General features: G+C 37.3%; 16 protein-coding genes. 14 read left to right on the top strand and 2 right to left on the bottom strand.

Annotated elements, in window-relative coordinates:
- Positions 1-129: 129 nt before the first annotated feature.
- Entirely contained in the window at positions 130-1,890 is a 1,761-nt protein-coding gene (locus DWX65_RS06125) for a hypothetical protein (protein ID WP_147339144.1), read from the top strand.
- Positions 1,891-2,056: 166 nt separating this feature from the next.
- On the opposite strand, the gene DWX65_RS06120 is transcribed toward DWX65_RS06125, so the two are convergent.
- Positions 2,057-3,160, bottom strand: coding sequence for a hypothetical protein (locus tag DWX65_RS06120; RefSeq protein WP_118173066.1), 1,104 nt, complete (start codon positions 3,158-3,160; stop codon positions 2,057-2,059).
- Positions 3,161-3,658: 498 nt separating this feature from the next.
- On the opposite strand from DWX65_RS06120, the gene spoIIID reads away from it, so the two are divergent.
- A complete protein-coding gene (spoIIID, locus tag DWX65_RS06115) occupies positions 3,659-3,919 on the top strand; it encodes a sporulation transcriptional regulator SpoIIID (RefSeq protein ID WP_022242357.1) in 261 nt (86 codons plus the stop codon).
- Here spoIIID and DWX65_RS06110 read toward each other — a convergent pair.
- A complete protein-coding gene (locus DWX65_RS06110; RefSeq protein WP_118173065.1) occupies positions 3,901-4,476 on the bottom strand; it encodes a putative ABC transporter permease in 576 nt (191 codons plus the stop codon). The genes spoIIID and DWX65_RS06110 overlap by 19 nt on opposite strands.
- A gap of 162 nt (positions 4,477-4,638) precedes the next feature.
- Between DWX65_RS06110 and guaA the strand changes: the two genes are divergently transcribed.
- From guaA to DWX65_RS15500, 12 genes are all read left to right on the top strand, one after another.
- Complete coding sequence (guaA, locus tag DWX65_RS06105; RefSeq protein ID WP_118056559.1) at positions 4,639-6,213, top strand: glutamine-hydrolyzing GMP synthase; 1,575 nt, start codon at positions 4,639-4,641, stop codon at positions 6,211-6,213.
- A 671-nt stretch (positions 6,214-6,884) separates the two neighbouring features.
- Positions 6,885-7,073 (top strand): helix-turn-helix domain-containing protein, encoded by a 189-nt coding sequence (locus DWX65_RS06100; protein WP_021923573.1) that lies wholly within the window; start codon positions 6,885-6,887, stop codon positions 7,071-7,073.
- 17 nt (positions 7,074-7,090) lie between these two features.
- Positions 7,091-8,191 (top strand): site-specific integrase, encoded by a 1,101-nt coding sequence (locus DWX65_RS06095; protein ID WP_109216364.1) that lies wholly within the window; start codon positions 7,091-7,093, stop codon positions 8,189-8,191.
- Positions 8,188-8,562 carry a plasmid mobilization protein gene (locus DWX65_RS06090; RefSeq protein WP_022112943.1) on the top strand — a complete coding sequence of 125 codons (375 nt, stop codon included), beginning with the start codon at positions 8,188-8,190 and terminating at the stop codon, positions 8,560-8,562. Before DWX65_RS06095 ends, DWX65_RS06090 begins: the two co-directional genes overlap by 4 nt.
- A 155-nt stretch (positions 8,563-8,717) precedes the next feature.
- On the top strand, positions 8,718-9,659 hold the full coding sequence (locus tag DWX65_RS06085) for an AAA family ATPase (RefSeq protein ID WP_109216390.1): 942 nt from the start codon (positions 8,718-8,720) through the stop codon (positions 9,657-9,659).
- A 114-nt stretch (positions 9,660-9,773) separates the two neighbouring features.
- On the top strand, positions 9,774-10,145 hold the full coding sequence (locus tag DWX65_RS06080; RefSeq protein WP_118173064.1) for a TnpV protein: 372 nt from the start codon (positions 9,774-9,776) through the stop codon (positions 10,143-10,145).
- 151 nt (positions 10,146-10,296) lie between these two features.
- A complete protein-coding gene (locus DWX65_RS06075) occupies positions 10,297-11,502 on the top strand; it encodes a plasmid recombination protein (RefSeq protein ID WP_109216366.1) in 1,206 nt (401 codons plus the stop codon).
- A gap of 125 nt (positions 11,503-11,627) precedes the next feature.
- Complete coding sequence (locus tag DWX65_RS06070; RefSeq protein ID WP_109216367.1) at positions 11,628-11,834, top strand: helix-turn-helix domain-containing protein; 207 nt, start codon at positions 11,628-11,630, stop codon at positions 11,832-11,834.
- Positions 11,835-11,846: 12 nt separating this feature from the next.
- Positions 11,847-12,749 (top strand): Dam family site-specific DNA-(adenine-N6)-methyltransferase, encoded by a 903-nt coding sequence (locus DWX65_RS06065; protein ID WP_158564707.1) that lies wholly within the window; start codon positions 11,847-11,849, stop codon positions 12,747-12,749.
- Positions 12,750-12,760: 11 nt separating this feature from the next.
- Positions 12,761-13,507 carry an HNH endonuclease gene (locus tag DWX65_RS06060; RefSeq protein ID WP_109216369.1) on the top strand — a complete coding sequence of 249 codons (747 nt, stop codon included), beginning with the start codon at positions 12,761-12,763 and terminating at the stop codon, positions 13,505-13,507.
- A 25-nt stretch (positions 13,508-13,532) separates the two neighbouring features.
- Complete coding sequence (locus DWX65_RS06055; RefSeq protein ID WP_147339143.1) at positions 13,533-13,994, top strand: hypothetical protein; 462 nt, start codon at positions 13,533-13,535, stop codon at positions 13,992-13,994.
- A 12-nt stretch (positions 13,995-14,006) separates the two neighbouring features.
- A complete protein-coding gene (locus tag DWX65_RS15500) occupies positions 14,007-14,129 on the top strand; it encodes a hypothetical protein (RefSeq protein ID WP_278286493.1) in 123 nt (40 codons plus the stop codon).
- Positions 14,130-14,132 lie beyond the last annotated feature (3 nt).

Genomic DNA, 14,132 nt, shown 5'->3' with positions numbered 1-14,132 from the left:
TTTGTAAAATGATTGCATCGTACATTGATGTGCGGTGTAAAATAACAGTGTAATTGTAACACAGCATTGAGAGTGTGAAAAGTGAAAAAAGAAAGAAAAAAAGGTGATTTTAAGAAGGGAAGGATGTACATGAAACAAAAGAAGAAAAGTTTATTTTCCTTGTTACTTGCGTTGATGATGATGGCAGGTCTTATGCAGGGAATGACAATTGAGACAAAGGCAGCTACAAATTCAGTACAGGCAGGACCATTTACGTTGTCAAGGGATTCGGGGACGATTGTAGAAGGAGTCGATTATACCTATGGAAAATATGGATTTGGAAATAGAAATTCGCTTATCATTCTGACGGATGACATTACGATTGCAATGGATGAAAATGCGGAGCCCACATCAGATATTATTGAGCTGGGAGAATATAATGAACCCCCACTTGACAGTTTTTCAAAGGTGACATTTTCTAATTTAAAATTAAAATCTTATTCTTATAATGTATTAAGCTATGTAGATAACATTCATATTACACTGGTTGGAAACAATGAGCTGGTCAGCATAAAAGAAGAATCTAGAACCTATGGTGATTTTGCAATTTTTGGATGTGGAAGTGTAAGTATTGAGAATAGTCCAAATGGTTCCCTTTATGCGACTGCAGATGGACTTGGCTGGGGTGCCATTTTTACATCAGATGGATATGGAAAAAGTGATGCATGCATTACAGTTGGAGATGCTATGTCAATGAAAGGTTCTACAGCTATGATGGCAGATATTTCGGAATTGACAGATACGCCACAAGTTTGGAGAGGTTATATTGGAGTAGGTCAAAAATCTGCCAAAACACTCCTGATTGGTGAGTGGAAACACAGTCACACATGGAGTTATGCAGTGGATGAAGGCAAAGATGGAAGCCGTATTCTTGCCACCTGTAGTGGATTGGGAGATTGCAATGAGAAAGATGCATCTTTATGGTTATCCTTATCAGCTGAGAATACAGACTATGATGGAACAGCAAAAGCTGCCAATATAACAACATCCGAAGACTGGAAGAGACTTAATCTTCCGGTTCCGGAAATCGTATATTATCTGAGTGGAACAGACACAAAGACCAACAGTGACAACAGCGGAGCAGAAGCCGTTGGAGGTGCACCAAAGTTACCGGGCAGTTATAAGGCACAGATTACAGTTGGAACAGATACGAAAGCAACAAAAGAATTTACAATTACATGCAAGCATGGTGAATGGGTGGAAACAGTATCAGATTCCTATCTGAAAACAGCAGCAACCTGTACGGCACCGGCAGTTTACTACAAATCCTGCAAGCTGTGTGGGGCAAAGGGAACGGAGACATTTACCAGCGGAAATCCGTTAGGACATGATTTTAGTAACAACGCAGAAACCTGCAGAAGAGAAGGCTGTAACGAGAAGAATCCAGATTATAAACCGGCAGCACCGGTCATTATTGAAGGCGCCGGTGGAGAATGGACAAAGGACAGCGGTGCAACGCTTCGCTTCCGCAGTGACGCCGGTATCAGCAGTTTTGTTCGTGTAGAAGTGGATGGCACCGTAGTAGATGCGAAAAATTATACGGTAACAGAAGGCTCTACCATTGTCACCTTTACTGCAGAATACTTAGAAAGCCTTGCTACCGGAAAGCATACGGTTGCGATTGTGTCTTCTATCAGTGGAGAAGAAAAGAAAGCAACCGCCGAATTTACCGTTGCGAAGAAAGCTGATGCAACAAGTGGAAATAGCACTCCAAATACTGAGCAGACCACAGCACAGAAAACAAAAGCATTGAAAACGGGCGATGAATCACCGGTTGGATATCTGCTTGCACTCTTGGCATTATGCGGAGCGGCAGTAGTATTCACAGGGAAAAAGGGTTATATGAAATAGAATATAGATGAAAATTACGATGCATATAAGGGATGACAGATATAATCTGGGATCTTTTATATGCATCTTTTTAGCATCTGATATCTGTAAAAAAGATTTTCAAGGGTAGAGGGACAGATGTTATAAAAATAAATTCTAAACCAGAAAGAATGATAGTTTTTGACCATTAGGTTATAGTTATAATATCAATTATTCCGGAATCAGGATGATACTTTAAACTAACGGTTGTTTTTCTGAGGTTATTTTTCTTTGTTGGGAGTTCAATACATACATTGAACATATAATCATTGTATTCATTTTTATTTATTTTATAAATATAATTGCTACATATTAATTTATAAATTTCTTTTGTAAAATCACATTTGCTGATGGTATCAAAAGATAATGAGTTTAGGATGCCGCCTTTGCCAGTGGTATTGTTGCTTAAGTAGCCCCATTTGCCATCTGAAATATTTAAAGAGAGTTTCTCTAATGAATCAAATTTTGGAAATAAAGCATTAAAAGAAAAGCCTATATCATCCTTATCAGGAATGAGGGATTCTATTTTATAACTTAGAAAGGTGGAAAAACTTTCTTCATTGATACTGATTATATTAAATAAATTCTGTTCAAAAGGATATCCAAGTATATTAATATTTTCTGAATCTTCATAATCAGTGGGATGACTTAAAATTATGGTGTTTTTTGCCTTTATACAAATATTCATAAGGATATGAGATAAATAGGATTTGAATTTTGAATGATAGTTTATAATGGCGTATCCATAAAACCAATTATATTTTTGTAATCCATTGATTATAGTATCCATTTGAGAGGCAGTAATACTATTAATATATACTAGATAGTATTGACTACTATTCTGATAAAATGAATTATTACATTTTGTTAATGAATTTAATAAAGTTTCGCGAAGAATTAATTGAGAATTTGGAATTTCGTTAAGAATATCTGTGTAATCGCCGGCTAAAATACTATAGGTACTTTGTTGATCTTGTAATTGGATAATTTTGTTAAAAATTTCATATCCATACATAGAATTTTCTATTAAAGTAGAGTCAAAAACAAAGCAAACTTCATTATTATCTTTATCTTGATTAGGAATTAATGCTCGCTTTAAATCTTCGTAATTTATTCCTTTATTTTTTAGATGTTTTTTCATAGCTTCAAATTCTTGATTTAATATATTATAGATTTTAGTTTCAGATAGTTTAAAATATGATTTGATTAGTGGATATAATATGGAACTGCGAGTATTAATAGTATATATCATTTGAATCCCCCTACATATATTTTGAGATAATTGTATCATAAAGGTTAGAGTATATCAAAATATATATAATTAAGAAGGCACAATATTGAATTTGTATGATTTGCTAAAGAATAGTGTATAGGATATAAAAAACAAATATTTCTATTATTAATAAAGGAATTAAGTGAGAATTATTTGGGTGATACAGTATTGCAATAACTAAAGATAATGTTTGGAAAATTAGAAAAATTATATTGGCAACATTGAAATTGTAATTAGATAAAAAATGTGTATTTTTACAGTGTATCTGGAAAAATAGTGTACATAAGATATAGTAAAGGGATTATAGGTAAAACACCAACAAAAATAGTACCAGGAAAAAAGCATATGGGCTGGTGGAAGAATTGTTGAAGTATTTGCCGGAAAAATGATGCAGATATAACAAAAAAAGAAGAGAGTTTTTCATAAAAGCAAATCCTCTGCATACAATGTAAAAACAAGTATTGCAGGGGATTTTCTTTGAAAAGCTATATAGAAGAAAGAGCCGTAGAAATAGCCAAATACATTATAGATAACAATGCGACAGTGCGTCAGACCGCAAAGCAGTTTGGAATCAGTAAGAGCACGGTACATAAGGACGTAACAGAACGTTTATCCCAGGTGAATCCGACCCTGGCGCGGGAAGCAAGGAAAGTGCTGGATGTCAATAAGTCGGAGCGTCATATCCGTGGGGGACTGGCAACGAGAGAAAAATATCTTCATCAACATGTGACGGGTTGATATGTTTGAAACAAAGAAAACGTAATATTGTGCCCGGCGTTGGGAAAAATCAGTGCGGCGGCGCAATCAAAAAGAAATGCCAGTATCAGCAGCGTAAGAAAAATGCGTTGCAGTGGTACTGGCATTTTTTTCCATAAATGGGAGGCAATCCGCGCAAACACACAGACCCAGAGCACACCGGCAATGCCAAATCCCAATGCAGAATAAAGACAGATATAACCGCCAAGCTGCAGTGGATAATCGTGATAATCCCAGTAACGCAGGTGGAAAACTTGGGCGAGGAACCATCCGATAAAAAGTTCTACGAAAGAGCCGAGAAGCGCTGCAAGAAAAAAGACTTTGACCGGATGCTTCTGAAAGCGTCTTAAAATAAGCAGCATCAGGACAGCCCCCACACCATAGACCGGAAGCCATGGACCATAGAGAAAGCCACGGTTACAGAAAACCCCATCCTGCACATAAAAAAGCAGCACTTCCCACAGGTATCCAAGAAATGATCCCAGAAAGAAAAAGAAAATATATTGTGTGATGGATTTAATCAGATAATCTTTACGCATACAGGGAGTATTTCCATATAATAAAGAATTATGTGCTGCCCCAAATAACAACTCAGAATATCTTGCGAAAACAAAATAGGGCTTGTCTTTCCAGGGTGGCTCAACTATAATAAAATTTAGACGCTGGGCGAGTCTCAGCAAAAATTAGGAGGAAAAACGTCCATGGATAAGGAAAAAGTTATTGTCATTGATTTTGGCGGACAGTACAACCAGCTGGTTGCAAGACGTGTCCGTGAATGCAATGTATATTGTGAAATATATTCTTACCGCACGGATATCGAGACAATCAAAGCGATGAACCCGAAGGGAATTATCCTGACCGGAGGTCCAAACAGTTGTTATGAGGCAGATTCACCGACTTACAGCAAAGAGCTTTTTGAACTTGGTATTCCGGTTCTGGGACTTTGCTACGGCGCACAGCTCATGATGCATGTGTTGGGCGGCAAGGTAGAAAAAGCACCGGTTCGTGAATATGGTAAGACAGAAGTAATGGTAGATAAGAATTCACCATTATTCCAGAATGTAGAAGAAAAGACCATTTGCTGGATGAGCCATTTTGATTATATTTCAAAGACAGCACCTGGTTTTGAAATCGTAGCACATACTGCAGACTGCCCGGTGGCAGCCGCAGAAAACCGTGAAAAAAATCTCTATGCCATCCAGTTTCACCCGGAGGTACTCCATACCAAAGAGGGAACCAAGATGCTCCACAACTTCGTGCGTGGTGTCTGTGGCTGTGCCGGAACATGGAGAATGGATTCCTTTGTGGAAAATACCATCAAGGAAATCCGTGAAAAAGTCGGTAACGGAAGAGTGCTTCTGGCATTGTCCGGTGGAGTGGATTCTTCTGTGGCAGCAGGTCTTTTATCCAGAGCAATCGGAAAGCAGCTTACCTGCGTATTTGTTGATCATGGCCTTCTTCGTAAAGACGAGGGAGATGAAGTGGAAAATGTATTCGGACCGAACGGTCAGTTTGACTTAAACTTCATCCGTGTAAATGCCCAGGAGCGTTACTATAACAAGCTTGCCGGAGTAACAGAGCCGGAAGCAAAACGTAAAATTATCGGTGAAGAATTTATCCGTGTCTTTGAAGAAGAAGCAAAGAAAATCGGAGCCGTTGATTTCCTGGCACAGGGAACCATTTATCCAGATGTGGTAGAAAGTGGTCTTGGCGGAGAATCCGCTGTCATCAAATCCCACCATAACGTAGGTGGTCTTCCGGAATATGTTGATTTCAAGGAAATCATCGAGCCATTGCGTAACCTCTTCAAAGATGAGGTTCGTAAAGCCGGTCTTGAACTTGGAATTCCGGAGCATCTGGTATTCCGTCAGCCATTCCCGGGCCCGGGTCTTGGTATCCGAATCATCGGTGAAGTCAATGCTGAGAAAGTCCGCATCGTACAGGATGCCGATGCCATCTACCGTGAAGAAGTGGACAAGGCAGTAGCCGCTTACAAGAAAGAAAATGGCAAAGCTCCATCCTGGATGCCGAACCAGTATTTCGCAGCCCTGACCAATATGCGTTCCGTTGGAGTAATGGGCGACGAGAGAACCTACGACTACGCAGTTGCACTGCGTGCCGTAAATACCGTCGATTTCATGACCGCCGAAAGCGCAGAGATTCCATTTGCAGTACTGCAAACAGTAATGAGCCGAATCATCAACGAGGTACGCGGGGTAAACCGTGTATTCTATGATTTGACGAGTAAGCCACCTGGAACGATTGAGTTTGAATAGTAAACAGAGCTTCATAAATGGCGAAAACAAGCCATTTATGGGGCTTTTTCTTTTATCGTGATACCTATATGATACCTGTTTTGATAGTACCACAGATATTAATGAGTACTAAACAGAAGTGTCATAGGTATTATCTATTATCACATTTCTTTTTATTTTCAAAAATTATCCCAATTATATGAAGCACCAAAAACTGGTGCAAATTAGTGAAAATACACCAGTGGTGTCACTTCCGTAATTTGTGGGTTGGTTATAGAATTTATCTCACAGAAAGTTTTTAACACACAATGTGCCAGTATTGCCACAATGTTACCTGATGACTCCGACAATGTTTGTAGAGACATCTTTATAGGTTTAAGTATGGATTAATTGTACTTAAAGATAAAAAAGTCCGTCAGAGAATATGTTTTGACGAAAAAAGTCCATGAGAGAATATTTAGCAAATTCATGCTTTGAATTAGAATAAGTGATGTAATCAAGAGACAGGGATGCTGCTATGTTTGTAAAAAAAACCGCTATTGTACCCTTATCAGAGAAAAAGGGGCGGGTTTGTCCCTTTTAAAATTTAAGACAAGAAAATACAATAGTTGCAACGAGTTATATATAAGTAGCTGCCAATACAAGTGCTTGATACATACCGGTAATTGCCGGGGAGAGGAGGTGAATGCACCATGGAAAAGTTATATTACACAGCAAAAGAGGTTGCTGAGATGCTTGATGTATCGGTATCTCATGCATACAAAGTAATAAGAGAAGCTAACAGGGAATTATCTTCTAAAGGCTTCTATGTCAGAGCCGGCAGAGTCAGCCGTAAGTATCTTGACAGTAAAGTATATGACTTATGTGATAAGACAGCATAAGGGAAAGGAGCAGTTGTATGGCAGCATACAAGGATGAGGCGAGGGGGACATGGTATGTCTCCTTCCACTACAACGATTGGACAGGTAAAAACAAAAGAAAGCTAAAGCGTGGCTTTCGGACGAGAAAGGAGGCATTGGAATACGAGCAGAAGTTTCTGCTGCAGCAGGCAACAAATCTGGATATGAGGTTTGAAGGTTTCTACAAGCTGTATGAGGAAGATTTAAAGCCTAAGCTGAAGCTTAACACGTGGCGTACAAAGGATGTCATTTTTCAGAAGAAGCTGATTCCATATTTCAAGGACAAGAAGATGAATGAAATCAGTCCTGCGGATATTATCAAATGGCAGAATGAGATGATCAAGAAGAGACAGGCAGACGGTAAGCCCTATAAGCCGACTTATCTGAAAACAATGCAGTCAGAGCTGTCAGCCATATTTAATCATGCGGTACGCTTTTACAATCTAAGAGAAAATCCTGTAAAGAAGGCTGGGACGATAGGTAAAGGCAAAGCTGATGAGATGGATTTCTGGACAAAAGAAGAATATCTCAAGTTCATAGAATGTGTAAAAGACAAGCCAATATCTTATTATGCATTCCAGATTCTTTACTGGTGCGGAATAAGGGAAGGTGAACTGCTTGCCCTGACACCAGCAGATATTGATTTTGAGAATAAGAAACTTCATATCACAAAGTCTTATCAGTATATCAATGGTGAAGATATCATCACAGATCCTAAGACGGAAAAGAGCAGAAGGGATGTTGTAATACCTGATTTTCTGGTAGAAGAGTTAAGACAGTTTATCGGAATGTTGTATGGATATGGCAGAGATGACAGAATATTTCAGATTACAAAATCTTATTTGCATCACGAGATGAGCAGAGGAGCTAAAGCGGCTGGAGTAAAGAGAATAAGAATTCATGATCTCAGGCATTCGCACATTTCTTTACTTATTCGCCTGGGTTTTTCAGCGGTAGCCATTGGAAACAGGGTTGGACATGAGAGCCAGACAATAACATTTCATTATGCACATATGTTTCCGACAGAGCAGATTGAGATGGCTGATAAGCTTAATGAAGAATTTGTGCCGGGTACAGGGAATGGAGGTGATGTTCAGTGAGTGGAGTTCATAAAAATCCGACAATCAGTTTTCGCATATCAGACTATGAAAGGCGTGAAATTGAAGCAAGAATCAAGGCAAGTGGAATGATGAAGAAAACATTTTTTACAAGATGCTGTATCTATGGTCGAATCTGTGTTGTAGGTAAGAAAGAAACTGTATATATGCTTGTGCAGACGCTTGAGAAGATGCAGGCAGATATTCACAAAATGTATGATGAAATCATAGAAACAGGACAGATAAAAGAAAAAGAATCACCGGTTGATGGTGAAGCTTATACAGATATTGAAGAATTGCAGCATGACTATCTTGCTATGATAAAAACAGTTGTGGATATGCTGGATGGAGCAAAATACCTCTGGCAGAAATAGTGGCTTTCCTGACGGCAATCGGGAAAGCCACGGCAGATAACAAAAGCGGGCTTCTGTTACCAAAACACCAATTAAAGTATAACAGCAGCCCACTTTTGAGACAATGATTATTTACGAAAGTGAGGCAGACAGTGGAAACAAATACAGAATTAAAAATGATACACCTCTCTGAGGTTGAATCACAACAGATTAAATGGCTGTGGTATCCATTTATCCCTTATGGAAAGCTGTCAATAGTGCAGGGAGACCCCGGTGATGGGAAATCTACGCTGATACTTAATATTGCAGCAAAGCTGTCAATGGGAGAATGTATAGATGAAAATATGAATATTACTGAGCCTGTAAATGTAATATATCAAACGGCAGAAGACGGACTTGCAGATACAGTCAAGCCAAGACTTGAAGCAGCAAATGCAGACTGTAGCAGAATATCAATCATAGATGAGTCTGATAAGAGTGTTAGTATGACGGATGACAGGATAGAGGAAGCTATAAAAAGAGAAAATGCGAAGTTGTGCATCTTTGATCCGATACAGGCTTATCTTGGCGGTGATACTGATATGAACCGGGCAAATGAAGCCAGAGAAATGACGAAGAAGCTGGGAAGTATTGCTGAAAGAACTGGCTGTGCCATTGTTCTTATCGGTCATATGAATAAAGGCTCAGGAGGAAAGGCTGCTTACAGGGGAATGGGTTCCATTGATTTCTTTGCTGTGGCAAGGAGTGTAATGCTTGTCGGCAGAATAGAAGGGCAGAGTAATCTCAGGGCAATGATACAGATAAAGAATAATCTTGCAGCATTTGGTCATCCAAAAGCGTTTGAATTGGCAGAGGACGGATTTCATTGGTTAGGTGATTATGAAATTACTGCTGATGAAGTACTGGGCGGTATGGTGCCAAAGGCAAGTAAACTTGAGATGGCAAAGCAATTTTTAAGAGAACAGGCAGAAAGAACACAGAAAATTTTAAGTACAGAGATTATAGAACTTGCAGCACAGGAAGGAATATCGAAAAGAACACTTGAGACAGCAAAGAAGGAACTTAAGATAAAGGCTGAGCGTTGCAATAATAACTGGTACTGGAATTTGCGAGCATAAAAATCTAACATCGCAACATTGCAAAGTGTCAGGTTTTGCAATCTTGAAGCTTGCAAGGTTGCAAAATATATAGACCTTGCGATGTTGCGGTCTTGAAAAGAAAGGACAATTACTATGACATTATTTGAAGAACTTGGTGTTGAGTATAAAGAAGTGGATGGCATTTTATATCCTATTTTATCTGTTGATGAAGCAGAATACAAGCTTGCGGATATTGGAAAATATGGTTGGATGTGGCTTAGGTATATGGAAGAAAATGAACCTTCTGAGTATCGTCATATGGCAAGAACAGGACAGCTTAGAAAGCAGGCAGAAGCAGTAAATGAAGAAGCTTATGAACGATTGGATAATATTGAAGCGGCGTGGTTGAAAAAGCACATGACAGGTAAAAAGAAAACATTTATGGAGCAGCTGCATTTGCTGAATCAGGCGAGAGCGATGGCAGAGGAAATAGTGATAAATGAGATTGTGTTTAAGTGCAGATAGGCTTTAAAAGGCTGATGCCAAAACCCTCGGAGAGCCCCCGCAGTTTTGTCAGTATGACGAAACTGCTAGGGGGTTATCATCTATGGCAGAGCCAAGATGATAATTGTATCTCTCCGACAGAAAAATACGAATAAGAAAGGACAAAATGCCTATGGGAAATGTATCATACTCTGCTCATATAAGCAATGGCAAGAGTGCGATAACAAGTAAAAAAGCACTTGCAGGAGTTGCAAAGCATAACCTGCGTAAATATAAATCCGCAGATTACAGCTCAGATAATATTAGGCTGATTTATGGAACAACAGATTTGTTTCAAGATGTTAAGAGGGTATATCACAGAGAATTTGATGATGTGGTAAAAGAATATAACAGTAGACAGAAAAGAGAAGACCGAAAGATAAAGGATTATTTTGAACATGTTGCAGGTCTTAATCAGGATATGGCGGTAGAGATTATTTTTCAATGCGGGGACAAGAAATATTGGGACGAGCATTGGAAAAACAAAAATTATATGTCTGAGGTATTTGATTATATTCTTGAATGCTTGCAAAAGCTACTGCCGGAGTTCAAGATTGCAAATGCGGTCATACACTTTGATGAAGCCAGCCCGCATATGCATGTGGTAGGCGTTCCAGTATGGGAAGGAGCAAAGCGTGGCTTATCTAAGAAAGTATCAAAAAGAAATGTATTTACACCACAAACATTATCTGTGATTCTTCAAGATAAATTGAGAGCGGAGGCAAGTTATGGATTTGAATGTTATTTCAAGGAACAGCTGGCAGAAAAGAAAAAAGGTCGCAACCATGACTTGTCTGTGACGGAATATAAGGTAGCACAGGAGAGTAGGAAGCTTGCTGATATAAAGCAGCAGAACAATGAAGAACAGGAGAAAAACACTAAACTGAGAAGCAATAATGCAAGCATATCATATCAGATTGCTACACAGGAACAACGCCATAGCAGAAATCTGGATGTTATAGCTGCTGATGAGGACAGGCTGGAGACAGTCAGGAGTAGTATTAATGCAGCAGAAACGGAATATGCAAAATATGAAGATATGATTACGGATAAAAAGAATAATCTGGAACTTCTTTCTTCTAAGGAACGTGAACTGATAGAGAAAACGAAAATTGCAGAGAGTGTATATGATCTGTTCCGACAGGGTGGAAATGATGATGTCAGGGATAAGCTTATTGATGTGATGTATGAGAATCAGAAGATTAGAGAGGAAAATACGACATTAAAGGAACTGCTGGGAAAGGCGTATGAGTTTATGAAGCAGTTTGTGATCGATGGGGTTAATCTGTTGGAGAGGTTCCTGGAGAGTGTGGGGAAGGTGATTGGAAAGATAAGATAATCTTTGATATAATATGATATAAATTAAGAGAACTCATAATTAATTAAGAAAAGAGCTTGATAGAAAAAGAAAAGTGTGATAATATTATTATGAAATGCGAAAATATGTTCGAGGAAGAAACGAAAATGAAAATAAGCTATAAGAAATTATGGAAGTTATTAATTGATCGAGATATGATGAAAAAAGATTTAGCAAAGGAGGCTGGGATAAGCACAGCCTCAATTGCTAAATTAGGAAGAAATGAAAATGTGAATACAGATATTTTGCTTCGCATTTGTGTTGCTTTAAAATGTGAAATAAGTGATATATTAGAAATTGTTGTTGATGAATAAAGGAGAATGGTCATGAAAACACCTCATTTAGTACAATATCAGGGAAGTAAGAGAATTATAGCCCCAGAAATAGTTAAATTTTTTCCAACAACATTTGATAGACTCATTGAGCCATTCGCAGGTACATGTGCCATTACAATTTTATCCGCTGCACAAGGACTATGCGATGAATTTTGGATTAATGATATTAATCAACCTCTTGTAAATCTTATGGAAGAATGTATAAACAATCCTTTAAAATTAATTGATGAATATGAAAATATATGGAATGGACAATTTGCTGAAGGAGAAAATAATATAGATTATTTCTATAAAATTAGAGAAGAATTTAATAAGGGTAAAAAAGATTCAGCTAGGATGCTTTTTTTATTAGCAAGGGTAGTAAAGGGTGCGGTGAGATATAATTCAAATGGAGAATTAAATCAGTCATGTGATAAAAGACGCTATGGAACAAAACCGAATGTTATTGCCAATAATGCATTAGCAATATCTGGATTGTTAAAAGATAAGGCATCATTTTCGAATTTAGATTATAAAGATGTATTATCTAGAGCACAAAAAGGAGACTTGGTTTATATGGATCCTCCTTATCAGGGAACTTCAAAAAGAGACAATACTAGAGATAATAGATATATTCAGGGCGTAGAATTTGATGAGTTTGTAGAACAGCTAAGAGAATTGAATGATAGAGATATAGATTATATAGTTAGTTATGATGGTAAAACAGGTGATAAATTTATTGGAAAAACTTTACCTAAATCATTAGAATTAACACATGTTTATATAAATGCTGGGTTATCAACACAGGCAACACTTAATGGCAAAAATGAAATTACATATGAGTCATTATACGCTAGCAAAAATTTAATAAAAAGGCAAGAAAAATATGAACAAATGAAATTGTGTTTTGCATAAGGAGAAAAAATATGGATTTATCACAGGATTTTATAAGTGTTTTAAATGCAGTAACAAATAAGAGGGCAAGGTTTGTAATAGATACGATTCTGGAAAAGGGATATTGTAGTACGGAGGATTTAAAAAATGGTGGATATGAACATGCTCCAAGAGCTGCACGAGATGTAAGAGAATTGGGTATTCCATTGGAAACTTACAAAATAAAAGATTCTACAGGGAAAAGTATTGCAGCTTATAGATTTGGTGATTGGGAAGAAGCAAAGAGAAAAAATCAGTTATCTAAAACATCCGGAAGAACGCAGCTTACAGAAAAATTAAAAAATGCATTATTGGAATATTATGGTGCTAAGTGTAATTTATATGGTGAAGAATATCCTGCAAGGTTACTTCAACCAGATCATCGCATTCCATATGAAATAGGTGGAGATCCAGAGAATATGATGGATTTAGATCGATTTATGTTGTTATCGCCTTCAGCAAATAGAGATAAATCTTGGGCATGTGAGCATTGTGAGAACTGGATTAAGAAAGATATAAGTATGTGTAAGAAGTGTTATTATGCATATCCGGAAAATTACAGTCATATTGCTGGAAAATTAGAGAAAAGAGTTAATGTGATTTTTAATGATAAAGATATGCATTTGTATAACGAATTGCTTAGTCAAGCTAGTGCAAATGGTATTACATGCGAAGAAGAAACAAAAAGAATGATTGCATATTATCAGAAGATGTTAAAAGTGCGAGGTGATAAAAAATAAAATGCAAGAAAAATATTGGAATTATATGGTTCAAATAAAAGCGTGGACTTTTTATTTGGATATATATGCAGAGGATTCGTATAAATGGGATAGAAGAATTAATATATATGGAGCAATTGCGTCATCATCGAGCATAGCGGCATGGACAATATGGCGAAGTTGGTCATTTATATGGGCAGCAATTATAGCAATATCGCAAGTGCTTACTGCAATAAAACAATATTTGCCATTTGGAAGAAGGTTAAAATATCTGCAACCATTTATTGAAGATATGAAGTTGCTTTATTTAAAAATGGAGTATGATTGGTATAAGGTTGCAGCAGGTGAATTATCAGAAACTGAAATTAATGGATTGTTATATTCATATAAAAAGGAATACTCAGGCATTGAAAGTAAATATTTAAAAGAAGAAATCTTAGTTGAAAATGTTAAATATAAAAATAAAGCTGACATAAAAACAGAAGAATATTTTAAAAATAATTTTTAGGAGGTAGATAGAATGGCAGATAAAACAAATCAGTCACCAGAAACACAAAAGAGAGGATTTTCATTACCAACAACATCTGTAAAACCACCAATGCCACCAGTTAAGGAACCTAAAAAAGAAAATGATAAGAAGTAAAGG

The organism is Roseburia sp. AF20-18LB, assembly GCF_003461185.1.
GTDB lineage: Bacteria > Bacillota > Clostridia > Lachnospirales > Lachnospiraceae > Roseburia_C > Roseburia_C amylophila.
The sequence above is the reverse complement of the archived record's forward strand: the minus strand, read 5'-3'. Positions and strand labels throughout refer to the sequence as shown.